This is a genomic window from Nitrosomonas sp. (genome assembly GCA_031316255.1).
Lineage (GTDB): Bacteria > Pseudomonadota > Gammaproteobacteria > Burkholderiales > Nitrosomonadaceae > Nitrosomonas.
Window position 1 is genome coordinate 552,116 of sequence record JALDQW010000001.1, and the last position, 26,371, is coordinate 578,486.

Annotated in this window: 24 protein-coding genes and 2 pseudogenes; 21 read left to right on the forward strand and 5 right to left on the reverse strand. The window is 45.3% G+C overall.

Annotated features, from left to right (window positions below):
* Positions 1–874: 874 nt before the first annotated feature.
* The gene (gene flgM, locus MRK00_02585; GenBank protein ID MDR4516268.1) at positions 875–1,192 is read left to right on the forward strand and encodes a flagellar biosynthesis anti-sigma factor FlgM; all 318 of its coding nucleotides are present in this window, start codon (positions 875–877) and stop codon (positions 1,190–1,192) included.
* A 1-nt stretch (position 1,193) separates the two neighbouring features.
* Positions 1,194–1,643, forward strand: a complete 450-nt coding sequence (locus MRK00_02590; GenBank protein MDR4516269.1) for a flagellar protein FlgN — start codon at positions 1,194–1,196, stop codon at positions 1,641–1,643.
* A 293-nt stretch (positions 1,644–1,936) separates the two neighbouring features.
* On the opposite strand, the gene MRK00_02595 is transcribed toward MRK00_02590, so the two are convergent.
* Together MRK00_02595 and MRK00_02600 are read right to left on the reverse strand one after the other, a co-directional pair.
* The gene (locus tag MRK00_02595; GenBank protein MDR4516270.1) at positions 1,937–3,148 is read right to left on the reverse strand and encodes an IS256 family transposase; all 1,212 of its coding nucleotides are present in this window, start codon (positions 3,146–3,148) and stop codon (positions 1,937–1,939) included.
* Positions 3,149–3,675: 527 nt separating this feature from the next.
* Positions 3,676–4,739: pseudogene (locus tag MRK00_02600) on the reverse strand (IS5 family transposase).
* 680 nt (positions 4,740–5,419) lie between these two features.
* Between MRK00_02600 and sdhC the strand changes: the two are divergent.
* From sdhC to MRK00_02620, 4 genes are all read left to right on the forward strand, one after another.
* A complete protein-coding gene (gene sdhC / locus MRK00_02605; protein ID MDR4516271.1) occupies positions 5,420–5,809 on the forward strand; it encodes a succinate dehydrogenase, cytochrome b556 subunit in 390 nt (129 codons plus the stop codon).
* Entirely contained in the window at positions 5,803–6,156 is a 354-nt protein-coding gene (gene sdhD, locus MRK00_02610; protein MDR4516272.1) for a succinate dehydrogenase, hydrophobic membrane anchor protein, read from the forward strand. Before sdhC ends, sdhD begins: the two co-directional genes overlap by 7 nt.
* Before the next feature lie 58 nt (positions 6,157–6,214).
* Complete coding sequence (sdhA, locus tag MRK00_02615) at positions 6,215–7,921, forward strand: succinate dehydrogenase flavoprotein subunit (GenBank protein MDR4516273.1); 1,707 nt, start codon at positions 6,215–6,217, stop codon at positions 7,919–7,921.
* A gap of 71 nt (positions 7,922–7,992) precedes the next feature.
* Entirely contained in the window at positions 7,993–8,676 is a 684-nt protein-coding gene (locus MRK00_02620) for a TIGR04211 family SH3 domain-containing protein (GenBank protein MDR4516274.1), read from the forward strand.
* A 23-nt stretch (positions 8,677–8,699) separates the two neighbouring features.
* On the opposite strand, the gene MRK00_02625 is transcribed toward MRK00_02620, so the two are convergent.
* Positions 8,700–9,542, reverse strand: coding sequence for a thermonuclease family protein (locus MRK00_02625; protein MDR4516275.1), 843 nt, complete (start codon positions 9,540–9,542; stop codon positions 8,700–8,702).
* A gap of 356 nt (positions 9,543–9,898) precedes the next feature.
* Between MRK00_02625 and MRK00_02630 the strand changes: the two genes are divergently transcribed.
* The 8 genes from MRK00_02630 (at position 9,899) to MRK00_02665 (ending at position 16,272) form a co-directional block, all read left to right on the forward strand.
* A complete protein-coding gene (locus tag MRK00_02630) occupies positions 9,899–11,335 on the forward strand; it encodes an alanine:cation symporter family protein (GenBank protein MDR4516276.1) in 1,437 nt (478 codons plus the stop codon).
* A gap of 101 nt (positions 11,336–11,436) precedes the next feature.
* A complete protein-coding gene (locus MRK00_02635) occupies positions 11,437–12,249 on the forward strand; it encodes an ABC transporter ATP-binding protein (protein MDR4516277.1) in 813 nt (270 codons plus the stop codon).
* A complete protein-coding gene (gene mlaE, locus MRK00_02640; GenBank protein MDR4516278.1) occupies positions 12,242–13,036 on the forward strand; it encodes a lipid asymmetry maintenance ABC transporter permease subunit MlaE in 795 nt (264 codons plus the stop codon). Before MRK00_02635 ends, mlaE begins: the two co-directional genes overlap by 8 nt.
* Before the next feature lie 4 nt (positions 13,037–13,040).
* Positions 13,041–13,508: an outer membrane lipid asymmetry maintenance protein MlaD gene (gene mlaD, locus MRK00_02645; GenBank protein ID MDR4516279.1), complete on the forward strand. Its 468-nt coding sequence runs from the start codon at positions 13,041–13,043 to the stop codon at positions 13,506–13,508.
* 85 nt (positions 13,509–13,593) lie between these two features.
* Positions 13,594–14,208, forward strand: a complete 615-nt coding sequence (locus MRK00_02650) for an ABC transporter substrate-binding protein (GenBank protein MDR4516280.1) — start codon at positions 13,594–13,596, stop codon at positions 14,206–14,208.
* Between the two features lie 40 nt (positions 14,209–14,248).
* Positions 14,249–14,539, forward strand: a complete 291-nt coding sequence (locus MRK00_02655; protein MDR4516281.1) for an STAS domain-containing protein — start codon at positions 14,249–14,251, stop codon at positions 14,537–14,539.
* A gap of 51 nt (positions 14,540–14,590) precedes the next feature.
* Positions 14,591–15,517: an ABC transporter ATP-binding protein gene (locus MRK00_02660; GenBank protein MDR4516282.1), complete on the forward strand. Its 927-nt coding sequence runs from the start codon at positions 14,591–14,593 to the stop codon at positions 15,515–15,517.
* Positions 15,517–16,272 (forward strand): ABC transporter permease, encoded by a 756-nt coding sequence (locus tag MRK00_02665; protein ID MDR4516283.1) that lies wholly within the window; start codon positions 15,517–15,519, stop codon positions 16,270–16,272. The genes MRK00_02660 and MRK00_02665 overlap by 1 nt, the downstream gene beginning before the upstream one ends.
* Here MRK00_02665 and MRK00_02670 read toward each other — a convergent pair.
* Complete coding sequence (locus MRK00_02670) at positions 16,254–17,747, reverse strand: FMN-binding glutamate synthase family protein (protein MDR4516284.1); 1,494 nt, start codon at positions 17,745–17,747, stop codon at positions 16,254–16,256. The two genes, MRK00_02665 and MRK00_02670, sit on opposite strands and share 19 nt — an antisense overlap.
* A gap of 303 nt (positions 17,748–18,050) precedes the next feature.
* Between MRK00_02670 and MRK00_02675 the strand changes: the two are divergent.
* Together MRK00_02675 and MRK00_02680 are read left to right on the forward strand one after the other, a co-directional pair.
* Positions 18,051–19,114, forward strand: a pseudogene (locus MRK00_02675) (IS5 family transposase).
* A 155-nt stretch (positions 19,115–19,269) separates the two neighbouring features.
* Complete coding sequence (locus tag MRK00_02680; GenBank protein MDR4516285.1) at positions 19,270–21,273, forward strand: integrase; 2,004 nt, start codon at positions 19,270–19,272, stop codon at positions 21,271–21,273.
* A 77-nt stretch (positions 21,274–21,350) separates the two neighbouring features.
* On the opposite strand, the gene MRK00_02685 is transcribed toward MRK00_02680, so the two are convergent.
* Positions 21,351–21,620 carry a hypothetical protein gene (locus MRK00_02685; GenBank protein ID MDR4516286.1) on the reverse strand — a complete coding sequence of 90 codons (270 nt, stop codon included), beginning with the start codon at positions 21,618–21,620 and terminating at the stop codon, positions 21,351–21,353.
* Between the two features lie 213 nt (positions 21,621–21,833).
* On the opposite strand from MRK00_02685, the gene thiS reads away from it, so the two are divergent.
* The 5 genes from thiS to MRK00_02710 all read left to right on the forward strand — a co-directional run bounded on the left by thiS (position 21,834) and on the right by MRK00_02710 (position 26,356).
* Positions 21,834–22,037: a sulfur carrier protein ThiS gene (thiS, locus tag MRK00_02690; GenBank protein MDR4516287.1), complete on the forward strand. Its 204-nt coding sequence runs from the start codon at positions 21,834–21,836 to the stop codon at positions 22,035–22,037.
* Positions 22,038–22,068: 31 nt separating this feature from the next.
* Positions 22,069–22,863, forward strand: a complete 795-nt coding sequence (locus MRK00_02695; protein ID MDR4516288.1) for a thiazole synthase — start codon at positions 22,069–22,071, stop codon at positions 22,861–22,863.
* Between the two features lie 27 nt (positions 22,864–22,890).
* Positions 22,891–23,568 (forward strand): tRNA (guanosine(46)-N7)-methyltransferase TrmB, encoded by a 678-nt coding sequence (gene trmB / locus MRK00_02700; protein MDR4516289.1) that lies wholly within the window; start codon positions 22,891–22,893, stop codon positions 23,566–23,568.
* A gap of 118 nt (positions 23,569–23,686) precedes the next feature.
* On the forward strand, positions 23,687–24,706 hold the full coding sequence (locus MRK00_02705; GenBank protein MDR4516290.1) for a Fe(3+) ABC transporter substrate-binding protein: 1,020 nt from the start codon (positions 23,687–23,689) through the stop codon (positions 24,704–24,706).
* 84 nt (positions 24,707–24,790) lie between these two features.
* Positions 24,791–26,356 carry an iron ABC transporter permease gene (locus MRK00_02710; GenBank protein ID MDR4516291.1) on the forward strand — a complete coding sequence of 522 codons (1,566 nt, stop codon included), beginning with the start codon at positions 24,791–24,793 and terminating at the stop codon, positions 26,354–26,356.
* The last annotated feature ends 15 nt before the right edge of the window (positions 26,357–26,371 follow it).

Genomic DNA, 26,371 nt, shown 5'->3' on the forward strand with positions numbered 1-26,371 from the left:
GGATACACAAATGATCTATCAGGATTATCTCATTACCAGTAGGAATGCGAATAAAACAGACAGCATGAACTACAGGGGGCACGAAAGAAGAGATTTGAAAAATCCATGGTGGCTTTATTGTAAGAAGAAAAATCTAACCAATGCGTAATACAAGCCATCGGATTTATTCTCATTGAATATAGACAAGCTTGGAGCAAATCCTTAGCTTTGCCAGATAATAAAGGGATATGCTTGCACATTCCATTATCAAAAATCTTGCGTAAACTGATACGGCCGGATAACTGTGCCATCGCCATGATAACATGACCAACAACTTGCAGTACGAAATGCACGTCTTGTTTGATAGCAGTTTATCAGAGACTCAAATTTATTTATGCCTTGATTCAAATTTTAGATAGAATTGTATTACAATATAGAATGATTCTGCAATCTTATTCAATAAGTTACTGAAAACCCTATCGCAGCAGTTCCAGTTGAATCAAGCTTCCTTATTCGCTAGTTATCGGAACAGCAGTGATAGTAATAAGATTATTTTAGTGACCTGTATGGTTCTATATCCTAACAAACAAGCATCGCGTTTTTGTTTCTTGGCTGCGTTTGACGACAATTCCAATGTGTGATGTGTGAAATACAAAAAGACCTTATCTGAATTACAGTTATCTTAACTAAAGAGTGCGTCTAATAAATTCAGCATTTTAATCAAGAAGAAGCGAGAACATAGTACTGAATTGGCATCTAATTGATATGTAAGGAAATTTTATTTTCCAATACCGAAGCATTGTAACGAAATATGGTTTTTTGGAAGCGCCCTAAAGTTTTGGGCGAGTATGTCGATAAAGCAATCAATTAAAATAAATCATAAGGAAACCAAATTTTGAAAATCGATAATTCAATACAATCACTACCGAATGTTTCGGCCAATGATGATAAAAAACGTACAGAAACCTCGTCAGCAACTAGCACAAGACCTGAAAAGGTGAATGAGAATTCCGTTCATATAAGTCAACAAGCAAGCAATTTACAGTCTATTGACAGTACCGCCGCGAGTAGCTCAGTTGTCGATATGTCGCGTGTACAGGAAATTAGACAAGCAATCAGTGAAGGCACTTTTAAAGTGAATCCTGACGTTGTTGCTGATCGTTTACTTGAAACCGTACAGGAATTGATTCAATCTAAAGAGGATCGCTCGTAAAATGCGTGTCATTCAAAGTCCTGATAAATTTGTTGCAACTATTGATGATGAGAGACAGACTTTACAGGAATTTGTGGAAGTACTAAAAAAAGAGGAAGATGCGTTAATTAATGGACGCATAGATGATCTTGATAGGCTTGCATCTGACAAAGCACGTCTCGTTGAGAAACTAGAATACCAAGCCAAAAAACGCGTACAGTATTTATCCTTCTTAGGTTATTCACCGAATAAAAATGGAATGCAGTTATGGCTCTCAAAGCAAGAAAATGCTGAGTTACATACAATTTGGAATGAGTTGTCCGAGTTTGCGAAAACCGCACAGCAGATTAATAAAACAAATGGACAGATTATTTCAACGCAGCTACAGTACAATCAACGAGCTTATATAGCATTACAAAGCGCAGCTGGCAATATTTCCCTTTATGGCCCCGAAGGACAGGCTTTCATTTGATCCAAATTCTATATAATGATTTTGCCAGTCACATACCTCCGGCAAAGCCGGAGGCTTGATTTTATGAACCGCTCAAAGCGGATTATTTATTGTGCCACCTAAAGGTGGCCTGATATCAAAATAAGCTTAACTGATCAATTCGACGATCTTCGGAGGGTGTTCAAAATTCTGTGTCAGTTTGCCAATCACCTAACGCGCTTCGCTTGTTGACCACTGAAACCGGTGACCGATCGACACAATTCGTGTCGATACGCTAACCAGTTTCAGCGGTGACATAAAAATCTGTATTAAATTCATAAATCCAGCGCCGCATCCAAACGCCCCTCAAAATATATCGCAAGCTGGGATAATGTCAAATTCCAGTTTAGTATTGGCATTGTCCATTTTTTGCTGGCGTTTTTGATACCAACATACAATAATTTCAACAGACTGTTTTCATTCGGAAATCCACCTTTGGTTTTTGTCAGTTTGCGAAATTGGCGATGTACGGCCTCAATGGTGTTGGTTGTATAAATCACACGGCGTATCGGTTCAGGATATTTGAAGTATACCGATAAATTTTCCCATTTGTTGCGCCAGGATTGAATCACGATGGGATACTGTTTTCCCCATTTGGCTTCCAATGCATCAAGCGCATCTTCAGCTGCATCAATGGTCGGCGCTTTGTATACCGGTTTCAGGTCAGCCATGAATGCTTTTTGATTTTTTGACGCCACATATTTCATCGAATTGCGGATTTGATGAATAATGCATAACTGAACCTCGGTTTCTGGAAAAATACTGTTGATTGCCTCAGGAAAACCCACGAGTCCATCAACGGCGGCAATAAGGATATCCTGTACGCCACGGTTATTTAAATCTGTCAGTACGGAAAGCCAAAACCGGGCGCCTTCGCTTTCCGATACATACAACCCTAGTACTTCCTTCTTTCCTTCAATGTTTAAGCCAAGTACGGTATAAACTGCCTTGCTGACATACCGGCCATCGTCTTTCACTTTGTGATGTATGGCATCCAGCCACACGAACGGATAGTGACTATCCAATGGCCGTTGCTGCCATTCCCTAAGCTCCGGAATAAGCTTGTCAGTGACTGCACTGATCGTCGCCGATGAAACGTCAATGCCGTATATCTCGGCAATATGCCCAGAGATATCCTGATAGCTGGAGCCCAACGCAAATAACGATAGAATTTTGCGTTCGATTTCATCGGTAAGATGAGTCTGATGCTTTTTAACCAACTGAGGTTCAAATGTACCGTTGCGGTCTCTGGGTGTTTCCAGTTGAAAACTACCTGATGCTGATTTTACAGTCTTTGGCGTCGTGCCATTCTTCCGGTTCTGTTCATCCCCGGATTTGATATGCTGTTCAAGTTCCGCCGCCAATGCAGCTTCAGTGAGTTGTTTGATCAATGGCGTTAATATGCCATCTTTTCCATTCAAATTCCGCCCCGCTTTCAAGGATTCCAAGGCTTCTTCAAAATCAAATTGCACTGTAGTCTTGTTCATTCGTCACTCCTATAAAATTTAATACTAAAGGAATGACACAGAATTTCTAATACTCCCGATCCAACCCGTCTCAAGTCTTAAGGCTAGAGCCTTCAGACCAACTCCACGTCCTCAGGACGTGGTTTAATCTTTAATCAACTTTAAAAGAAAAGGGAAGATATCGAGAATAATCGCTTAAATGATATGTTTTTTGCTTCATGTTTCTGCTCCGCTTCCGATTTAGTGAACAAGTGCTGTGGACAAAAAATCGCTCCCAATGGTCAATTGACCAATCCTCGTATACAGAAACTAAATTCCAGTTCTCGATCCGACACCAACTTTTTACCTATGAAGCAAGCACATCGCTGCTTTGCTCAGTTTCTGTAATCCGCTTATTCATTAAAGGGCATCTCTAAAAATACCTTAATAAAGAGAATTTTTCCAAGCCGGGGAACGATTAGTTCGATTCCCGATATTTTTCTGTTCAAGAATTTGATTATTGCTCAGTTCAAGGCGTTTTGGGTTGTTATCCTCTCGTTTTTCCTATTTTAGGCAATTCTGGGCGTAATAACCCTGTCGAAACTGAAACATCTTTTGCGAATCAACGTCACCACACGCTTAATGTTGTAAACGAGGTTGAGCAAGCCTATTTGTACTTTTGCTCTCATAAGCCCTATGGTACGAATAGTGATTCCACCCAGTTCATTCGTCATCGAACCAAATACATGTTCAACCCGTGCGCGCACCTGTGATTTCTTTTTGTTGCCAAACTTTTGCGTGTCCGTGAGTGGATGATTGCGAGCACCTTTTTCGTGAATGCGGCTCGTGTGTCCAGAAGTAGCCAGAATTTCTTCCTGTGCTTCGCTGCGATAGGCTGAATCCGCGTAAACATCAGTCCCTCCCTCTTTAGGGGATTGCAGCACTTCTGCCAAAACCTGGCTATCGTGAACTTCCGCTGATGTAAATTCCCATGGGTTATCAACTTGGTACACTGATCCACATTCACGTGATCTTTGTAACCATAAAACGATTCGTTGTTCTTCTTCGTCCAACGCGCATCAATGTCTTTTTGTGCCAGCTTGTGAGGATTTTGCCCCCATTCAATCGGAATCGCACCTTCCTTGATGATCTTGTTCTCCTCACGCGTATTACGTTGCTTGGGAACCGTCACAAAAGTTGCATCAATGATCTGACCTGACTTCAGCTCAACATCCAGCTCCCGTAAACATTCAGCAAATCTCGCAAATAGCCGTTCAATCAGTTGATTCTCCTTCAACTCCTCCCGAAACGCCCACATCGTTTTTGCATCCGGTACCACCCCCGCCAAATCAAGCCCCAAAAAACGCATGAAACTCAATCGATCCCGTACTTGATACTCCAACTGGTCATCCGACAGATTATGCATTCTTTGCAATACCAGCATCTTGAATAGCATCACCCGATCAAAGGGTTTGCGACCAGCCGCGCTTTTCCTAGGCTTCGTAGTCGTCTCCCTGAGAAGATCAGCGAATAAATTCCAGTCGATCATGCGATTCAGTTCTTCAAGCGGATCTCTTAGCTTGCTTAGCTGTTCATAGCGATTTTCAAGGTCAAAAAAACTGAATTGCATGATGGAATCCTATATCAGTGAATATGACTATTAACTATAATAAACAATGTGTTATTATACACTAACCATGAAAAATGGCTTCCCTTCCTGAATTACCCTGTCTTGTAATATCAATTTTTAGAGATGCCCTTATATGAATCATTTTTCGTTGGATTGCTGTTTTTCAATTTGCTGGAATGAAAAGCCATTTATTCGGCGCACAATGATTGAACAGGTTGGTAAATTTACTGTGCTTAGGATTCCGTGTTAAAAATTGCTCCGGTGCATTAGTTTGAGCACAACACGACACACAATGTTTTTTGCCAAATTTATTATGGAACTAATCCATGCTGATGCTGTTACGCATGCATCACATGAATATGGCATTAGGCAGTCGGTTACGTGAATATGAGCAGCCATAGACAAGTAATTATTCCACTGAATAAATTTTATCGGGTAGTCAAGTGTATATTGTATTCAAAAATCGCCATAATGATTTGACTTGTATCATGGTGTATAACAGACTAAACTTGCTGCAGAGGGTGTTAACAAGGGGTGAACTGTTGCTGTTGATGTATTTCAGGTCTCAGCAAAGCTGATGGAACGTGGTTTCCGGAACAACAGAAATAATTCATTCATTGTTAACATCCTCTGGTATAGCATGTTGAATGTGCTTTCGAATCTATAACATTAAGGTCTCGTGCATGGAAGCGAAATTATTGAATAAACGCCCCAAGCATCTCAATCTTTTTAAAATCAGCCAGCCTTTGCCGGCCATTGTGTCAATCCTGCACCGTATCAGTGGTGTATTGCTTTTTTTTCCGGGTATTCCCGTCATTTTGTGTGGTTTGCAAATGATGCTGGGCTCACCGGAAAGTTTTGAAGCACTGCAAACGGCATTTCAAAACCCGGCGATGAAGCTGATTCTTGTTTTGTTTGTTTGGCTTTGTCTGCATCATCTCTGTGCAGGTATACGTTATCTTGCGCTCGATCTGCATTATGGTATTGCGCTCAACCAGGCCCGTGCCAGCAGTAAATGGGTACTGGCGATCAGCATTGCACTGACATTATTTGTGGGAGTTTTGCTATGGTAAGACAATCCAATCGCATTGTTACAGGGGCGCATTACGGATTGAGAGACTGGTTGGTGCAACGTGTGACCGCTGTTTTAATGGCTTCTTATATTCTGCTGCTGGTGGCGATTGTGTGGCGTGTTGCGCCGCAAGACCATGCGGCCTGGGTATCTGTTTTTAATCATCAGTGGATGCGTATTGCGACATTTTTATTTTTTGCATCTTTATTTTGGCATGCATGGGTGGGTGTACGTAATGTCCTAATGGATTATGTCAAGCCGACGGCAATTCGTTTGACAGCACAAATTCTGGTGATTGTTTCCCTGTTTGCGTACCTGATTTGGACGGCTGAAATTTTGTGGAGTTAATGTGGCAATCGTAAAAAGAAAATTCGACGTGGTGATTGTCGGCGCGGGTGGCGCCGGTATGCGGGCAGCATTGCAATTGTCAGAAGCCGGGTTGAAAGTGGCAGTAGTGTCCAAGGTTTTTCCGACAAGATCGCATACCGTCTCGGCGCAGGGCGGGATTGCTGCTTCGCTAGGTAATGTTACCGAGGATAACTGGCATTGGCATATGTACGATACGGTAAAAGGCTCAGATTATCTTGGCGATCAGGATGCGATTGAATTTATGTGCCGCCAAGCCAATGAAGTGGTGTATGAACTGGAACACTTTGGTATGCCGTTTGATCGGCTGGAAAACGGCAAAATCTATCAACGTCCTTTTGGCGGGCAATCGCAACATTTTGGTGGTGCTCAGGCGACGCGATCCTGTGCAGCCGCAGACCGGACCGGTCATGCGTTATTGCATACGCTTTATCAGCGTAATGTCAGTGCCAATACCCAATTTTTTGTCGAATGGATGGGGCTGGATTTGATACGTGACGAACAGGGCGATGTGCTGGGTATTACGGCAATGGAAATGGAAACCGGTGAAGTGATGATCCTAGAGGCCAAGGCAACTTTGTTTGCAACCGGCGGCGGCGGACGGATATTTCAGGCGAGCACCAATGCTTTGATCAATACCGGCGATGGATTGGGTATGGCTGCGCGTGCAGGTATTCCGCTTGAAGACATGGAATTCTGGCAGTTTCATCCCACGGGTATTCACGGTGTCGGTGTATTGATCAGTGAAGCTGTGCGCGGCGAAGGCGGTTATTTGATTAACAAGGATGGCGAGCGCTTTATGGAGCGCTATGCACCCAATGCCAAGGATCTGGCCAGCCGTGATGTGGTGGCGCGTTCGATGACAATTGAGATCAAGGAAGGGCGCGGTTGTGGCGATGAACACGACCATCTGCTGTTAAAACTCGACCATCTGGGTGCTGAAATCATCAAGTCGCGATTGCCAGGGATTCGTGAATTGGCAATGAAGTTTTCGCATGTCGACCCGATTCACGATCCAATACCCGTTGTGCCGACAGCACATTACATGATGGGTGGTATTCCAACAAATTATTTTGGTCAGGTGGTGGCGCCGTACAAAACGGGACCTGAAGAAATTGTAAATGGTTTTTATGCAGTGGGTGAATGTGCATGTGTGTCCGTTCATGGTGCAAACAGGCTGGGAACAAATTCTTTGCTGGATTTGGTTGTGTTTGGCCGTGCCGCAGCGAATCAGGTTATTGAGGATCTGGAACGAAACCCGCACCATAAACCGTTACCATCCGATGCTGCCGATAAAACGATTGCGCGACTTGAACGCCTGGAAAACCAGATAAATGGTGAGAATGTAGCTGAAGTTACTAACGCGCTGTGTAAAACAATGCAGATCTATTGCGGGGTATTCCGTTTTGAAGATACCTTGCAACAGGGTGTGGAGAAAATCAAGGAAGTGGCCGGACGCGTGGGCCGCACCGAAATCAAAGACAAGAGCAAGGTATTCAACACGGCGCGAATAGAGGCGCTTGAACTGGATAATATGAAGGAAGTGGCGGTGGCAACAATGATTTCTGCTGAAGCGCGGCGCGAGAGCCGCGGTGCGCATGCGCGTGATGATTTTCCTGAACGCGATGATGATAATTGGTTAAAGCATACGCTGTTTTTTAGTAAAGACAATCACCTTGACTATAAGCCAGTGCGCTTGAAGCCAATGACAGTAGATTCATTTCCGCCTAAAAAAAGGACCTATTAAACTCCGGTTGACTTGGAAACGGGGCAAACAAGTCACGCTGCGCAATTTTTAAAAGTCTTGAATTAAACCTTATGAAAAAAAACAATTTTGTTAAATGTGCCTTTTTCTTTGTCAGTGGTCTGATCATTTCGACGCTGGCGGCTGCGGAGCAGCGTTATGTTACCGATTATTTTGAAATTACATTACGTACCGGCCCAAGCGGGAATCATACTATCCAGCGGATGATAAAAAGTGGCGCGGCGCTTGAAGTGATTGAACAGAATGAAGAAAATGGTTATTCAAAAGTCCGTACCAATGGCGGTATTGAAGGCTGGGTTTTAAGCCGATATCTGATGCGGGAACCTGCAGCCCGGGTGCAATTGGAGAATCTGGTTAAACAGATAACCAGTAAAGAACCTCAAAGCAGCAGTATTCGCAATCAGTTGAATTTGATTAAAACAGAATATGATAATGTCAAAAATCGTATTCTGCATCTCGAGAATGAAAAAAAGCAATTGCAGGATCGATTAAATGAAATCAAAAGTACCGCTGCCAATGTATTGGCAATAGATGCAGAGAATAAACAAATGCATCAAAAATTTGTTGAAGCCAAGTCTGAGCTGAAGACATTACAGGAACACTATGGCGCTCTCGATAAAAGTAACGAGAGGGAGTGGTTTATTACCGGTGCGATGGTAATGTTGGGTGGGTTGGTGTTGGGATTGATTATTCCCAAAATCAGGTGGCGAAGAAGATCCCGCTACAGTGATTACTAAGCGCTTGTGCAGGCTGTTGTAATTTATTGCAGTATCAGTGCGCTGGGATGATGAATTTCGAATGAGAATTTTTCACTTCTTCGAGATATCCATCCGCGTATTTCTACCGTTTTCCCTAGATAGGTTTCCAAGGCAGGAAACAGTTTGAGATTATCGTTAGAAATACGTATGTTGACGCGTTCATCGAAAACCAGATAGGTAAACTTGCGTCTTTGCTGAATTTTTTGCGGTGTTCCGATATAACGTTTCCAGCCCTTATCATTCGATGATATCTGTGAAAGAGAGCGAGCCTGGTAATGTGGTAATCCCCAAATGCCCAGTTTTCTATTTTCAGCGTGTTGTTGCGCCTGGTTAAACATGTCAGCATGCCGTATATTGGGTGGAATAATGCTTACAAATGCCAGACCGTTTTTGAGCAGTTCAAGATTGATATGTTTTCCGTCAGATAAAAAAACATGCGCAAGTGACCGTTTGTATTTGTCATGTTTCTCCAGATCATATTCGAGATAGACTTTCTGGCCATGCAACTGGTTTTGTAGCCATTCTTTTGCGGCTTCGCCGCCCGGTTCATTTGCTCGGTGACGGCTTTCAATTTCAGGTGTGTTGATACCAAGTAACCTGACGCGTTGGCCGTTTTCCAGAATGATGGTGTCGCCATCGTATACGCTCTTTACTTTCTGCAGGTGCCTAAAAACCCGGTTGGACAGTTTGATTTGCTCAGCACCATCTATGGCTTTGTCGGAATACGTAACCCTGCCCTTCGCATCTTCGCTTCGGAATATTTCGGTGCCTGAAGCGGGGGGCGCACAAAGGCAGAGAATAATCGCCGTGCAGCAGGAAAGATGTTTCTTTTGATTATAATTCATGGTGTTGCCAAATAAACTGTCTTATAAAGTCGGCGCGCAGGATGGTATTAGGTGAATCATGAAATAGGCTTTAGAAAAAAAATATGGCAAAATGAAAAAATTTAGAATTGGACTATTGTTAAAGGAATAAGAATGATTTCAAAAAGTGGCCGGAGTCCAACGTCGGGGCTCACCGTTATTCCCACGCGTATGTGAATGACATTTTAATTGCTGAATTTTAGTCACAATATCTGAGTTAAAAGCAGTTTTCAGTGTTACTTTCAAACGATCAAACATTCCTTCAAACAAACAAAAAATGCCACAGCAAAATCAAATTGGCTGGCCACGCAATACGGTAAAGGAGATTACAGGGTCAAATGGAAATCGATAAAATAATCGATGCAGCGTTTGAACCGATCTCAAATGCCATTGCTTCAGTCATTTTTTATAGCATTTCATTATTAGGCCTGGAAATTAAGCTGGTCTTGGTATGGCTTGTTATTGCGGCACTCTTTTTTACCGTTTATCTTGGCTTTATTAATGTGCGTTGTTTTGCGCATGGCATAGACGTATTACGAGGCAAATACGACCATCAAAATGTAGATGGACAAATCAACCGTTTCCAGGCGCTCATGACGTCCCTGTCGGGAACCGTCGGATTAGGCAATATTGCCGGTGTGGCTGTAGCTATTTCTGTCGGCGGCCCTGGTGCCGCATTCTGGATGGCTGTAATGGGTGTACTGGGCATGTCGACAAAATTCGTCGAAGTTACACTGGGCGTCAAATATCGGCAGCATGGTTCGAAAAAACACCCTGAAGCGATCTCAGGGGGACCCATGTATTATCTGAGAGCAGCTTTTGATCAAATCCATAAGCCGCGTTTTGGTAAATTCATGGCCGGTTTGTTCGCGCTCTGCTGTGTTGGCGGAGCAATCGGCGCCGGTGGATTGTTTCAGGCGAATCAGGCGTATCAACAGGCTTTGGTTGTTACCGGTGGCGAGACAGGCTTTCTGGCTGAAAGAGGGTGGCTATTTGGTGTTTTTATGGCATTGCTTGTTGGGTTGGTCATTCTGGGTGGTATTAAATGGATTGCAGCGGTTGCCAGTAGTATAGTCCCGGTTATGGCCATTACCTATATCGTGGCGGGTTTAGTGGTTATTGGTATACATTACGAGGCGATACCCGGCGCCATACAGACTATTTTTGAATTGGCGCTTTATCCCGAAGCCGGGATCGGTGCATTGATGGGCGCTTTGCTGATGGGTGTGCAACGGGCCACTTTTTCAAATGAAGCGGGCCTCGGTTCATCTGCAATTGCACACAGTGCGGTGAAAACGGACGTACCGGTTAGCCAGGGTATGGTTGGCATGCTGGGACCATTTATCGATACCGTGGTTATTTGTATGGTAACGGCGTTGGTTATCGTTATTTCGGGCACTTATGTTGAAGGGAATGGTATAGAGGGCGTGGAACTGACTTCGCGTGCATTTGCTTCCGGGATTTCATGGTTCCCTTATGTATTAGCAGTGACTGTTTTCTTGTTTGCGTATTCAACCATGATTTCATGGTCATACTATGGGTTGAAGTGTGCGACGTATCTTTTTGGCGAATACGATATTGTTGAGCACATCTATAAAATGTTTTTTTGCTTGTTCATCGTGATTGGTTCGGCAACCCAGCTGTCCAATATAATTTTATTTACCGATTCGATGGTGTTTGCCATGGCGATACCGAATATAATTGGACTGTATATGCTGGCGCCGGAAATAAAAAAAGACCTTCAGGTGTATCTGCGGGATATCAGCGCGAGATAATTTTTTATTATTGGCCGGAAAAAAATTGTATTTCCATAAATTATATTTAAATCAGCAACCATTCCTTAACCATTAGCTGCTTGAGGTATATCCACTGCAAAATGACAACTGACACTTTAGTAGAGATTAGCAATTTGAATTTTTCGTATGATACGCGCGCAGTCCTGAAGGGTATCAACATGACCATGAAGCGCGGTCAACTGATTGCTATCATGGGCGGTAGTGGATCGGGCAAAACAACATTGCTGAAACTCATTGGTGGTGCTGTGCTGCCATCATCCGGTTATGTCAGGGTTTCAGGGCAGGTAATTCATGAACTTGACCGTGATGCCTTGTTTGAAATGCGCCGAAAAATGGGTATGTTGTTTCAGTTTGGCGCGCTGTTCACAGATTTGTCTGTCTTTGATAATGTCGCTTTTCAAATGCGTGAACATACCAATTTACCGGAGTCAATGATCCGCGATCTGGTGCTGATGAAGTTGCATGCCGTAGGACTGCGCGGCGCGCATCATTTGATGCCTGCGGAATTATCGGGCGGTATGGCCCGTCGTGTTGCGCTGGCGCGATCCATTGCGCTTGACCCGATGCTGATGATGTTTGACGAGCCTTTTACTGGTCTGGACCCGATATCCCTGAGCGTAATTGGTAGCCTGATCCGCCGTTTAACGGATACGCTGGAAATGACTTCTATTATCGTCACGCATGATGTACAGGAGTCACTGAGTATTGTTGATTATGTCTATTTTATTGCCGATGGCGTCATTGCTGCGCATGGTACACCTGATGAGGTGCGGCAATCCGTTGCGCCTTTTGTGCATCAATTTGTTCATGGTGAAGTTGATGGACCTGTGCCCTTTCATTATCCTGCGCGGGCGTATAGTCAGGATTTGAGTCTGGAGAATACCGTTGCCTAAGCGTATTGTTTCCAGCATACAAGGCATCGGCCACCGTACCCTAGAAGGGATCTGGCGACTTGGTCGCGCCACGCGTTTTTTTCTATTGGTACTGATGAAATCGGCTACCAGTCTGCGTCGATTTGGGTTGGTGATACGCGAGTTATACTATGTCGGTGTTTTATCACTGATCATTATCGTGGTTTCCGGACTGTTTGTCGGTATGGTGCTGGGGCTGCAAGGGTATGAGACCCTGCAGAAATACGGCTCAGAAACGGCAGTGGGGACTTTGGTCGCATTATCGCTGGTACGTGAACTGGGGCCAGTGGTGGCTGCACTGTTATTTGCCAGCCGTGCTGGCTCGGCCATTACAGCTGAAATTGGACTGATGAAAGCAACCGAGCAGCTGGCCGCGATGGGAATGATGGCTGTTGATCCGGTGGCGCGGGTTGTTGCTCCCCGGTTCTGGGCAGGTGTCATATCCATGCCGTTGCTGGCAGCCATTTTTTCAGTAATGGGCGTATTTGGGGGTTATCTGGTGACTGTAATTTTCATCGGTGTTGATGAAGGCTCTTTCTGGTCGCAAATGCAAAGTAATGTTGATTTCAGAATCGATATTCTTAACGGTTTTATTAAAAGCTGCTTTTTTGGCGTGGCGGTGACGGCAATAGCGGTGTTCGAAGGTTATGATTCACCGCCAACAGCTGAAGGTGTTTCTGGTGCTACGACAAGAACTGTTGTGACGTCATCACTGGCAATACTGGGACTTGATTTTATCTTGACTGCTTTCATGTTTAGAGGGCTTTAGACAGATGCAACGAGCAACATTGGATTTATGGGTAGGATTGTTTGTCATAACGGGAATTGGCGCGTTAATGATTTTGAGTCTGAAGGTGGGCAATCTCAATACCTACGGCGTAACGGACAGCTATGTCATCAGTGGAAATTTTGAAAATATCGGTGGATTGAAGATCAGGGCGCCCGTCAAAAGCTCCGGTGTTGTTGTCGGTCGTGTGACAGATATCCAGTTCAGCACGAAAACCTACGACGCTGTAGTCACTATGAATATTGATAGCCGGTATCTATTTCCCAAAGACACGTTTGCCAGTATATTAACCGCTGGCTTATTGGGAGAGCAGTATATCGGTCTGGCTGCGGGCGGCGATGAGGTTATGCTCAAAGAAGGTGATACAATCATGAAAACTAACTCCGCGATGGTGCTGGAAGAAATGATTGGGCGTTTCTTGTTTGATAAGGCCTCGGAAGATAACGCATTCTAATCAAATCGGGTAAAATAAAACCCGAGTCCAGATGGTCTAAATGGCTTTTGAGAAAATTGAATATTTATGAATTTGTGAGGGAACAATGAAAAGATTTCTTGGCGTAGTGACATTTTTATTTTCTTTCCTGCTTGTGTTCCCGGCATGGTCGATGATGGAGCCAGATCGGCTCGTTGATAAAACCGTTCAAGAAGTCCTCGAAATTATCGGTAAGGATGAAAAAATCGGTGACGATAAGGAGAGAATGCTGGATTTGATTGAAACTAAAATTCTTCCGCATTTTAACTTCACACGTATGACACAGTTGGCCATGGGTAAACATTGGTCTTCTGCCGAGCCAAAGCAGCAAGATGTGCTGGTGAATGAATTCAGGACATTGTTGGTTAGAACCTACTCCAATGCATTAACGACTTATCGTGATGAAAAGGTTACAGTTAATCCTGTCCGTGAACTGGGCGATAAAGTCGACGCTACAGTAAGAACAATCATCAATCAAGGTAGCGGCAGAGAACCTGTACCTATCGACTACAGTATGGAAAAAGGGTCTGATGGTTGGAAAGTGTATGATGTGACAGTTGCCGGTGTCAGTCTGGTGACAAATTATCGCGGCTCGTTTAACAGTCAGATTCGTAGAGGCGGTGTTGAAGGACTTATCAAGGCATTATCGGATAAAAATCGCTCGCTGGAAGGCAAGGAATAGAAAAGTTTTTCATGTTGCATGTGAAGACAAATTTTCCGAAATGATACGACAATCGGGAAATATTATTATTGTGCAGGGCCCAGTCAACATCTACAATGTGGTTGACTTGACAGAGCAAGGTCTTGCATTGTTGGATAGTGGTAACTTGCAGGTCGATTTGCAGCAGGTCACTGAAGTTGATTCAACAGCCATCAGTATGTTGTTCGAGTGGTTGCGTGAGGCCAATAAAAAAAATTGTCACTTGGAGTTTCTGCATTTGTCAGCAAGCTTGGAAAGCCTGATGCAACTTTACGGCGTAACTGATTTTATTGCGCCGTTATCCCATCAATAACAAGCCGAAGAACGTAGACCGGTTCCGATCTTGTTTTTCTCGAATAATTCATTGAATGTCCCTAGTACACTAGCCATAGAAGTTAAGAAAGTATGCAAATACTTTGGTCCTTTCTGTGCACTGGATCAAATTGATCTGGAAATCCATGAAGGCGAGTTTTTCGCGCTGTTAGGCCCCAACGGTGCCGGCAAAACTACATTGATCAATACCATTGCCGGATTGGCGATTACCGACAGCGGTTCAATCCATGTTATGGGAAACCATGTTATCAGTCAGTATCGTCAAGCCCGAAAGCAATTGGGTGTGGTGCCTCAGGAGCTTGTTTTTGATCCCTTCTTTACCGTTCGTGAAACCTTGGTTATTCAATCGGGCTACTACGGGATTTCAAAAAATACCGCTTGGATTGATGAAATTATCGAGCGCCTGGGTCTGACTGACAAAGCCCATGCCAATATGCGCGCTTTGTCCGGTGGTATGAAGCGGCGCGTCATGGTGGCACAGGCTTTGGTCCATAAACCGCCTGTCATTATTCTGGACGAACCTACTGCGGGCGTGGATGTAGAACTGCGCCAGTCACTCTGGGATTTTATTAAACAGCTTAATATAGAAGGGCATACCATTGTTTTGACCACGCATTATCTGGAGGAGGCCGAAGCATTATGCAGTCGGGTCGCCATGTTGAAACAGGGGAAAATTATTGCACTGAACAGCATACAGAACCTGATCAACACTATGACAGCAGGGTATTCGCTGCGCCTTAGGCTGCAACCGGATAACTTGCCGCCGGGATTGCGAGACCAACAATTGGTGCACCATAACGGCTTTTATGAATTGAAAATGGACAATTATGGACAGATTGAATCGGTTCTTGCGCAATTGCGTGAGAACAATATCCGGATTCTGGAGATGCAGCTGTTACAGCCGGATCTTGAAGCTGTGTTTGTAAATTTAATGAGAAACCCGGTTTCCGAGGCATAATGACCGGCTTTCTGACGTTATTATACAAAGAACTGTTGCGATTCTGGAAAGTGGGTTTTCAGACAGTACTGGCTCCTATTGTGTCGACGCTGCTTTATTTACTGATCTTTTTTCATGTACTGGAAGCCCATATAGAAGTCTACCAGGGCGTACCCTATACCGTATTCCTGATCCCCGGGCTCGTCATGATGGCTGTGATGCAAAATGCCTTTGCCAATTCTTCGTCGAGTATGATTCAGTCGAAAATCAGTGGCAATATTGTCTTTGTGTTACTGTCACCACTGACTTATCGTGAAATTTTTCTGGCGTATATACTGGCTTCAGTCGTGCGCGGATTGTTGGTCGGCGCCGGTGTTTATCTGGTGACATGGTTCTTTTTTGATATTCCGCTGTATTGGCCGGTATGGATCATGCTGTTTGCCGTGATGGGCAGCGCGCTACTGGGTGCGCTTGGTGTTATCGCAGGTATCTGGGCGGACAAGTTTGACCAGCTGGCGGCATTTCAGAACTTTATTATTATGCCATTGACGTTCCTCTCCGGGGTTTTTTACTCGATTCATTCGCTACCGCCTGCATGGCAGTATTTATCCCATTTGAATCCATTTTTTTATATGATAGATGGGTTTCGCTACGGCTTTTTCGGTGTATCGGATATTCCGCCGTATATGAGTCTTGTCATCGTGACTGTGTGTTTTGTCGCGATATCCTTGCTGGCGATAAAGCTGCTCAGAACTGGCTATAAATTGCGGCACTGATATTTTACTCTTGGATAAGGATATAAAATATTCATCGCAGTGCTTTTCCCGGCTGTTTCGACAATTCGAACATGTTCGCGCCTGAATTCACGGGCATGACGCAATCCGCAGGAATGCGCGATCATATTGACTTCTCTGTTGAAATTTCTGGCATAGTTGGCAACACGGGTACATTTGTCTTCAACGACCAACCCTTTCTGCAGGCGTGGATTGTGGGTCGTAACACCGGTTGGGCAGGTATTTTTATGGCATCGCATTGCCTGAATACAGCCGAGGGAAAACATAAATCCGCGTGCGGTATTTACAAAGTCTGCTCCGGCACAGAGTGCCCAGGCGCCATGTGCAGCTGTAACCAGTTTTCCGGCAGCGACGATACGAATGCGATCTTTCAGGTTGGATTCAATCAATGAGTCAACGACTCGCGGTAATGCTTCCGATATGGGCAGGCTGACATAATCAAGCAGCGTCTGCGGCGCGGCTCCGCTGCCGCCTTCGCCGCCATCGATAGTGATAAAGTCGGGTGCGTAATCCAGACCTTTGCGTATGATTGAATCGCACAGCTCGTTGATAAAGTGCCACCCGCCGATTGCTGTCTTAATGCCCACAGGACGTCCCGTTAATTCACGGATAGTGTTGATTTTTTCAAGTAATTCATCGATGTTGTCTATGTCTTGATGACGATTCGGACTGATGGAGTCCCGGTATGCAGGGATGCCGCGGATTGCGGCGATATCCTCGGTGATTTTGTCGCCGGGCAGTAAACCACCCTTGCCTGGTTTTGCACCCTGAGAAAGCTTGATTTCAAATGCCTTGACGACTTCACCCAGTTCTTTGGCGCGATTCGGGCAAAAATTGCCTGCTTCATCGCGAATACCGTATTTGGCAGTGCCGATTTGCATGATGATGTCGCATTTGCCTTCGAGATGATAGGGTGAGAGACCGCCTTCGCCGGTGTTGAACCAGCAGCCAGCATCACCGGCGCCCAGTGATAATGCGCGGACCGCTGGTTTTGAGATCGCGCCATAGCTCATCCCGCTGATATTAACGATTGATTTTGCCACAAATGGATATTTGGCATAGCCTTCTCCGATCAGCAGCGGAGGCGTTGGCAACTGGTCCTCTTCCAGAATCGGAAAGGCTGCATTGACGAATATGATCGATCCCGGTTCGCGCAAATCGTTGGTGGAACCAAAACCAACTAGGCCACCCTTGTTTTTGCTGTGGCGGTATATCCAGTTGCGGGTAGCTCGGTTAAACGGCATTTCATCCCGGTCATTCGAGAAAAAATACTGGCGAAAATATTTTCCCTGCTGCTCAAAGAAAAAGCGCAGTCGCCCTATGATCGGATAGTTACGCAATATGGAATGTTTTTTCTGGGTTACGTCCTGGATAAACCAGAATACGATCAGGCCGATGACGACAAGTCCGAGCATCGACGAAAAACTGTAAATCAGTAGATCCGTCACATTAGACATATGTTCTCCTTTTGATAGATAATGCCTATCTTATCTGTTTAGCAACCCTTTGAAAAACGTCTGTGCTGCCTCTGTTGCGTAAAATATATTTTTGATTGTATTCGCGCTTGACGTGGTTTCGGAAAGTTTGACAGTCGTATGGCTATGTTAAGGAGTTTTTTTGAATGATTGTTTTTAGGGCATCTCTAAAAATTGATATTACAAGACAGGGTAATTCAGGAAGGGAAGCCATTTTTCATGGTTAGTGTATAATAACACATTGTTTATTATAGTTAATAGTCATATTCACTGATATAGGATTCCATCATGCAATTCAGTTTTTTTGACCTTGAAAATCGCTATGAACAGCTAAGCAAGCTAAGAGATCCGCTTGAAGAACTGAATCGCATGATCGACTGGAATTTATTCGCTGATCTTCTCAGGGAGACGACTACGAAGCCTAGGAAAAGCGCGGCTGGTCGCAAACCCTTTGATCGGGTGATGCTATTCAAGATGCTGGTATTGCAAAGAATGCATAATCTGTCGGAGGACCGGTTGGAGTATCAAGTACGGGATCGATTGAGTTTCATGCGTTTTTTGGGGCTTGATTTGGCGGGGGTGGTACCGGATGCAAAAACGATGTGGGCGTTTCGGGAGGAGTTGAAGGAGAATCAACTGATTGAACGGCTATTTGCGAGATTTGCTGAATGTTTACGGGAGCTGGATGTTGAGCTGAAGTCAGGTCAGATCATTGATGCAACTTTTGTGACGGTTCCCAAGCAACGTAATACGCGTGAGGAGAACAAGATCATCAAGGAAGGTGCGATTCCGATTGAATGGGGGCAAAATCCTCACAAGCTGGCACAAAAAGACATTGATGCGCGTTGGACGAAGAAGAACAACGAATCGTTTTATGGTTACAAAGATCACGTGAATGTGGATCAGTGTACCAAGTTGATAACCCATGGGAATTTACATCAGCGGAAGTTCACGATAGCCAGGTTTTGGCAGAAGTGCTGCAATCCCCTAAAGAGGGAGGGACTGATGTTTACGCGGATTCAGCCTATCGCAGCGAAGCACAGGAAGAAATTCTGGCTACTTCTGGACACACGAGCCGCATTCACGAAAAAGGTGCTCGCAATCATCCACTCACGGACACGCAAAAGTTTGGCAACAAAAAGAAATCACAGGTGCGCGCACGGGTTGAACATGTATTTGGTTCGATGACGAATGAACTGGGTGGAATCACTATTCGTACCATAGGGCTTATGAGAGCAAAAGTACAAATAGGCTTGCTCAACCTCGTTTACAACATTAAGCGTGTGGTGACGTTGATTCGCAAAAGATGTTTCAGTTTCGACAGGGTTATTACGCCCAGAATTGCCTAAAATAGGAAAAACGAGAGGATAACAACCCAAAACGCCTTGAACTGAGCAATAATCAAATTCTTGAACAGAAAAATATCGGGAATCGAACTAATCGTTCCCCGGCTTGGAAAAATTCTCTTTATATAAGGTATTTTTAGAGATGCCCATAAATAATTATGCATAGCCGTATACCCTTGGAAATAATTTCATCAGCCAATGAATACTGGCAACCGCTTCACCATGACCAAAAGCCATGGTTTAAAACGCGCAGATTTGTCATATTCATGGTTGCTTTTTTGGCAAGTGCCTCAATCACACTGGGCTATGTATTTTCCCGTCCGGCAATCTACCTCAGCTACGCGACCCTGTTGACGGTCGCCAAAACCGCCATTGATTTACCGAGCAACGATGCGGATATCCAGCATGTCGCCATACAAAAGCAAATTCTACTGGGGACGGAACTGCTGACTGAAACATCCAGGCGATTAAAATCTGAAGATAGCCGCTTCGGCAGACAAATAGACATCGACCCCGGAGACATCCGTCAAATGCTCGATGTCAGGCCGGTTGCAGAAACCAATCTGATCGAAATGGTTGCCGAAGGCCCCGATCCGGAAAAATTACCGGTGTTGATCAATACCTGGATTGATGTCTATTTGGACGCAAGAGCGGAAGAAGTATCCCGGTTGTTGGGAGACACCACAGAAATCATTCAAAACGAACTCGATGGATTAGCAAAGAAAGTCCAATCCAAACGTATCGAACTTGACCGGTTTAGACAGGAACACGATATCGCCTCCATAGAGCGCGAAGAAAACGACGCGTTAGCACGCCTGAAAGGCCTGAACGAATCGTTCAATGAAGCCAAAGCGGATGAAGTCAAAGCAAAAGCACGCTTGGATGCCATTAACAAAGCAATCGAACAGGGGCAAGCGGTCGTACCGCAAGAAGATACGCGCACACTCAGTTTGCTGGAAGACCGGGCGCAAGAATTGCGTCAAGAACTGGCGGAACTGAACTTGCGTTATACTCAGGAATATCTGAATTTATCGCCTGCGTTAAAAGTCATCCCCGAACAGCTCAAAGCGCTGGAAGAAGAAATCAAACGCATGCGCCAGAGCGGCCAAACAGTTGTTCAGTCGGATGCACAGCAAGAATATGCCGCTGCCAAGCAGGCTGCTGACGAAATACATCAACAACTTGAAGCACATAAAAAAACGGCGACAGCATTCTCGGCACGATTCACCGAGCATGAGGCGTTAAAAGGCGATCTCGAGGCGCTGGAATCCCACTACCGCAACACCCAGGAACGACTGGTTCAGATTGAAACAAAATATGCCGGGAAATACCCGCAAGTCGATGTCATCGAAAAAGCCTTTCTGCCTGGCGCGCCCGAGCGCCCGAATTATTTATTCGATGCCATCATCGCCATAGCCGGTTCAATCTTCTTCAGTCTGCTTTGCATCTGGCTGATTGAGTTCCTGACGCGCAAAAGCGGACCCGAACACGCTATGGTCAACCTGTCGGGCATCCATCTGTATGACAAAAATATTTCTTCCGATGCGCTCGGGATACCACAACAACCTATCAATGCACTACCCCATCAAAATCCGGTGCTGGGAAATCCGCCCCCACAGGCAATTGCCACTGACACGATTAAACAACTGCTGCAACATACCGGTGACAAAGAGAGATTACTGATTGCGCTACTGCTCAGCGGCATCACTCTGGAAGAAATCGCTACCCTTGAAAATAAAGCTATTGATTTTGAAAACGAGATACTAAGAATAAAAAATGGATCACCAAGAGTTATCCCGCTCAATCCGGTATTAAAATCATTATTCTCAAACCCGGCTTGTTGCCTAGTCGATCCAATCGGAAAGCCGCTGTCGCCAGAAGACCTCGCCGCCCTGCTGACCTGCGCCATTTCCGATGCAGACTTGACCGATTCCGGTGAAATCAGCGCAGCAACACTGCGCCAGACGTATATTATTTACCTGGTCAAGCAAGGTATCCGCCTGGCTGAACTTGAGTCAATCGCGGGTTATATACCTCCACAAGAACTGTCCCGTTATAGCAGCTATTCACCGGCCGGACAGAAACGTTCATACACAGAAATTGATTTGGCTTATCCTGAGCTGGTTAATATTGAATCAGCCTCAAAGAATCAAGTTTATTGATTTCTTTTTCATCTGACAAAAATTCTATCCTTATCGTAAAAAATAATTTCAGGAGCTTCACTTTGAAGCATTTAAATTCAGTCGTTATCAATCACATTGATTATTTCTTTATATTTGTCTGCAATGGCGTCAGAAGTTTCCTCCATGCGGTTTTTTGCTTTTTCCTTCAGGCACTCGGTTTCACTTTTCATGCAGGCCGCTTCTTCGAGTCGATTTAATTTCTGTTTGGCTTCGCGCCGGGTATCGTTTTCCAAATCCTGCATGGACTCGGTAAATGTTTCTGCAGCGCTTGCCTGGAACGGCAAACTCATCAATACGATTATTGAAACCATAAAAAATAACTTCATTCCTACCCCAGTATCAACAAATTGTTAATAAAAAATAGCCACGCCTTTCATGCGAGCAAATAATAAACAATCCAGGTGACATTCTAAAGTACATCCTTTCTTGCCAGCAAATCAAAACAATTCACCATTACCACTGTCCAATACCCGCATGATAAAATAATCGTGTCTTTATGATTAATTGCATTAAATGAATGACCGATTCACACTACATCAATGATACAACTTACAATAAATGGTGAAGCCCTTCAGCTTGACCAACCCATCAATATTACACAATTCATTGACCAGAACAATTTACAGGGCAAGCGCATTGCCATTGAACGCAATGGCGAAATTGTGCCGCGCAGTCAATACGCCGAACAATTCTTAGCTGATGGCGATCAGCTCGAAGTTGTTGTCGCTGTAGGTGGCGGCTAGAACATCAAATTTTTTTAAAATTTTAGCATTCATGGATAACCTCATTATCGCCGGCAAAACTTATGCTTCAAGACTTTTGGTCGGCACAGGAAAATATCAGGACTTCTCGCAAACACGTGCAGCCATTGAAGCCAGTGGCGCGGATATCGTGACCGTTGCGATCCGCCGCACCAATATCGGCCAAAACGCCGATGAACCCAACCTGCTCGATAGCGTGCCACCGTCGCAATATACCCTGCTACCCAACACGGCCGGCTGCTACACTGTAGATGACGCCGTGCGCACGTTACGCCTGGCACGCGAACTGCTCGATGGCCACAGCCTGGTCAAGCTCGAGGTATTGGGCGACCCAAGAACGCTTTTTCCGAACATGGTCGAAACACTCAAGGCAGCGGAGATTCTGGTCAAGGAAGGTTTTGACGTGATGGTCTATACCTCGGATGACCCAATCGCCGCAAAACAACTCGAGGAAATCGGGTGTGTGGCGATCATGCCGCTGGCTTCGTTGATCGGCTCCGGGATGGGCATTTTGAATCCTTGGAATCTGCAGATCATTATTGATAACGCCAAAGTGCCGGTGTTGGTTGATGCCGGTGTCGGCACCGCTTCGGATGCCACAATTGCACTGGAACTGGGATGCGACGGTGTACTGATGAATACCGCAATTGCTGCCGCAAAAAATCCGGTGCTCATGGCTTCGGCCATGCGCAAAGCGGTGGAAGCAGGCCGGGAAGCCTATCTGGCCGGGCGCATGGCTAAAAAAATGTACACTGCCAGCCCAAGTTCACCTGTTGAAGGCGTCATTGCCAGTACAAAAACAGTATAACCTTCGCGCTAAAAGCCTAATCCGTCTATGACACACACCATACGCAGCTTTGTACTGCGTCAGGGAAGAGTTTCCAACGCTCAACGCCGCGCATGCGAAACACTGTTGCCAAAATATGGCGTTTTATTCAACAAGGCGCAGATAGATCTGGCAGCCGTTTTTGGCAGACGGGCAACCAGAATCCTGGAAATCGGTTTTGGCATGGGCGAAACGACCGCAGCGATCGCTGAGGAACACCCTGAAAATGACTATTTAGCCATTGAAGTTCATACCCCCGGTGTCGGCAGCCTGCTGAACCAAATCGAAACACGGCAATTGACCAATCTTCGCATCATTCAGCATGATGCCGTTGAAGTGATGCAGTATATGCTGCCACCGGAATCTCTCGATGGTGTGCATATTTTTTTTCCAGACCCATGGCCCAAGGCAAGACATCATAAGCGCCGCTTGATTCAGCCGCCGTTTATTTCCAGTTTGTGCGAATATATGAAACAAGACGCCTACCTTCACATCGCGACAGACTGGGAAGATTACGCACAGCACATTCTCGATGTGTTAACGAACGAGCCCAAGCTCAGCAATTCCGCTACCGATTATGCTGACCGTCCGGATTACAGGCCATTAACCAAATTTGAACAACGTGGAATCAAACTGGGACATTCAGTCCGGGATCTGGTTTTCCACCGAAATAAACCCTCCGCATAAATCACCCAAAAATGTTCGAAAATACCTGATTGATAATTATTCCTATTCATAATATAGTTGCATTCATATTTTATTCATTCGCACGCTTTTTGCACATTTTAGTTTTCATGGAAACCACATGCAAATTCCACGTTTTAAATTTCACCTCATTACAACTGCATTTCTGATTTCTCTGTTTGTTTCTGCCCCCAGTCCGGTTCATGCCGAACAGGTAGTCGTTTATTCGGCCAGGATAGAGCAGCTCATTAAACCCATGTTTGACGCATTTACCAAACAAACAGGTATTCAGGTTAAATATACAACGGATAATGAAGGCGCTCTACTGGCGCGCCTGAAAGCAGAAGGCAGGAATACACCTGCCGATATGCTGATTACAGTCGATGCCGGCAATTTATGGGCTGCAGCACAGGCTGGAGTATTGAGACCTGTCGACTCTCAAATACTCAAATCAAATATACCGGAACATTTGCGCGACCCGAACAACGAATGGTTTGGCTTGTCCATACGTGCGCGCACGATTATTTACAACACCAACAAAGTCGACCCTGAAGATTTATCGACCTACGAAGATCTGGCAGACCCCAAATGGAAAAAACGACTTTGTTTACGCACATCAAAGAAAGTCTACAATCAATCATTGGTGGCAATGATGATTGCCAAACATGGGGAAGCCGAAACTGAAAGAATTGTCAGAGGCTGGGTATCTAATCTGGCGACAGATCCGCTTTCTGACGACACGCGCGCAATGGAATTTGTTGCTGCGGGACGGTGCGATGTGACAATTGTCAACACCTATTATTATGGTCGTCTGATGCAAAAAGACCCGGATTTACCATTGGGAATTTTCTGGCCGAATCAGAAAAGCGGCGGCGTGCATGTCAATATTTCAGGCGCAGGCCTGACACGATACGGCAAGAACCCGCAGACTGCCGAGCAATTGCTGGAATTTTTATCATCAGTCTCGGCACAGAAATTGTTTGCGGATGTCAATATGGAATATCCGGTCAATTCCAATATTATGCCCGATCCAATTGTTGCATCCTGGGGGCGTTTTATACAGAATAATATGAATCTGGTCAAAGCAGGCGAACTTCAGGCGACAGCTGTCAAGCTCATGGACAGGGCAGGCTATCGGTAAAACCTTACGCATCAAAACCCAAACCTACTGCTCTATTATGAAAGCGTGATTGCTCACTGGCGTCTGGTCCCTTTTCTTGCGGCAATGCTGGTCTTAGCGCCGATCGGTGTTGTCGTCTCATCCCTATTTGCACCCACGAGTGATATCTGGCTGCATCTGGTAGAAAACACCTTACCTTTGTTACTGACAAATACCTTCTGGCTTGCACTGGGCGTCATGCTCGGAACAAGCATATTGGGTATCAGTCTCGCCTGGTTCACGGCTGTCTATGAATTTCCGGGAAGAAAGTTTTTTACCTGGGCGCTGCTACTGCCACTGGCCATACCCGCTTATGTCACCGCTTTTGTCGCATTAGGTCTATTCGATTTTACCGGGCCGGTACAGACAACATTACGCGACTGGTTCGATTCCGATTTGCTCTGGTTCCCGGATATCCGCAGCCGTATGGGCGTAATCATTGTCATGACATTGGCATTTTATCCTTATGTCTATCTGCTTTCGCGCAATGCTTTCGTCAGTCAAGGAAGACGCTCACTGGAAGTTGCACAATCACTGGGTTTCACACGAAGAACAGGGTTTTATAAAGTGGCGTTACCGATGGCGCGACCTTGGATAGCCGGTGGCGTCATGTTGGTTCTAATGGAAACGCTGGCCGATTTCGGAACGGTAGCAGTTTTTAACTACGACACGTTTACAACTGCAATTTACAAGGCGTGGTTCAGTCTGTTTTCACTTCCGGCCGCCTCTCAGCTGGCTTCTTTGCTTATTCTTATTGTATTCATCATTATAGTACTGGAACAGCATTTCCGTGCGCGCATGCGTTATGCCGAAACCAGGAAGAGCCAGCGCGCAGACCGCATTTTACTCACCGGACATCACAAATGGTTCGTACTCGGCTTTATCCTGACTGTATGGTTTTTTGCATTTCTGTTGCCACTCATGCAATTGTTGAACTGGACAATAAAAACGGTCTCTTCGGACTTCGATTTCCAACGCTATCTTGAATTTCTCAGTCACTCGTTATCGCTATCGGGGCTGGCAGCGTTGATTACCTGTACCGTGGTGACCATGATTGTTTATACCGCACGCCGTTTTCCAGGCAAAACAATGCAGTTTGCCGTGCGTACAGCCACAATCGGTTATGCTTTGCCAGGTGCCGTACTGGCCATCGGCATCTTTGTACCGCTGGCCTGGCTCGACGGCAAGCTCAGCGAGCTGGCGTATACACTTCTCCAGATTGAAACAGGTCTATTGATTCAGGGTACGATCATCATTATGCTACTGGCTTATCTGATCCGTTTTATGGCAGTGAGCCATTACCCGATAAATGGCGCCATGCAGCGCATCACACCGAGCATTGAAGAAGCCGCCATGGGACTGGGTATGCACGGCTGGTCGATGATACACCGCATTCATTTGCCAATACTTAAATCAGGTATTTTCACCGGTGCAACGCTGGTTTTTGTCGATGTCATGAAAGAAATGCCAATCACGCTAATGACCCGACCGTTTGGCTGGGACACCCTGGCAGTTCGCGTCTTTGAAATGACATCGGAAGGCGAATGGGAGCAAGCTGCCTTACCCGCTGTTACACTGATTCTGGCCGGGTTGCTGCCTATTGTATTTTTCATGCGCCAAACAGAAGATTAATCCCCCGGCACATTC

Coding starts and splice junctions, on each gene's coding strand:
- MRK00_02590 (MDR4516269.1), top strand. CDS start 1,194: ATGCGTGTCATTCAAAGTCCTGATAAATTTGTTGCAACTATTGATGAT.
- MRK00_02595 (MDR4516270.1), bottom strand. CDS start 3,148: ATGAACAAGACTACAGTGCAATTTGATTTTGAAGAAGCCTTGGAATCC.
- sdhC (MDR4516271.1), top strand. CDS start 5,420: ATGGAAGCGAAATTATTGAATAAACGCCCCAAGCATCTCAATCTTTTT.
- sdhD (MDR4516272.1), top strand. CDS start 5,803: ATGGTAAGACAATCCAATCGCATTGTTACAGGGGCGCATTACGGATTG.
- sdhA (MDR4516273.1), top strand. CDS start 6,215: ATGCGGGCAGCATTGCAATTGTCAGAAGCCGGGTTGAAAGTGGCAGTA.
- MRK00_02620 (MDR4516274.1), top strand. CDS start 7,993: ATGAAAAAAAACAATTTTGTTAAATGTGCCTTTTTCTTTGTCAGTGGT.
- MRK00_02625 (MDR4516275.1), bottom strand. CDS start 9,542: ATGAATTATAATCAAAAGAAACATCTTTCCTGCTGCACGGCGATTATT.
- MRK00_02630 (MDR4516276.1), top strand. CDS start 9,899: ATGGAAATCGATAAAATAATCGATGCAGCGTTTGAACCGATCTCAAAT.
- MRK00_02635 (MDR4516277.1), top strand. CDS start 11,437: ATGACAACTGACACTTTAGTAGAGATTAGCAATTTGAATTTTTCGTAT.
- mlaD (MDR4516279.1), top strand. CDS start 13,041: ATGCAACGAGCAACATTGGATTTATGGGTAGGATTGTTTGTCATAACG.
- MRK00_02650 (MDR4516280.1), top strand. CDS start 13,594: ATGAAAAGATTTCTTGGCGTAGTGACATTTTTATTTTCTTTCCTGCTT.
- MRK00_02655 (MDR4516281.1), top strand. CDS start 14,249: ATGATACGACAATCGGGAAATATTATTATTGTGCAGGGCCCAGTCAAC.
- MRK00_02665 (MDR4516283.1), top strand. CDS start 15,517: ATGACCGGCTTTCTGACGTTATTATACAAAGAACTGTTGCGATTCTGG.
- MRK00_02670 (MDR4516284.1), bottom strand. CDS start 17,747: ATGTCTAATGTGACGGATCTACTGATTTACAGTTTTTCGTCGATGCTC.
- MRK00_02680 (MDR4516285.1), top strand. CDS start 19,270: ATGCATAGCCGTATACCCTTGGAAATAATTTCATCAGCCAATGAATAC.
- MRK00_02685 (MDR4516286.1), bottom strand. CDS start 21,620: ATGAAGTTATTTTTTATGGTTTCAATAATCGTATTGATGAGTTTGCCG.
- thiS (MDR4516287.1), top strand. CDS start 21,834: ATGATACAACTTACAATAAATGGTGAAGCCCTTCAGCTTGACCAACCC.
- MRK00_02695 (MDR4516288.1), top strand. CDS start 22,069: ATGGATAACCTCATTATCGCCGGCAAAACTTATGCTTCAAGACTTTTG.
- trmB (MDR4516289.1), top strand. CDS start 22,891: ATGACACACACCATACGCAGCTTTGTACTGCGTCAGGGAAGAGTTTCC.
- MRK00_02705 (MDR4516290.1), top strand. CDS start 23,687: ATGCAAATTCCACGTTTTAAATTTCACCTCATTACAACTGCATTTCTG.
- MRK00_02710 (MDR4516291.1), top strand. CDS start 24,791: ATGCTGGTCTTAGCGCCGATCGGTGTTGTCGTCTCATCCCTATTTGCA.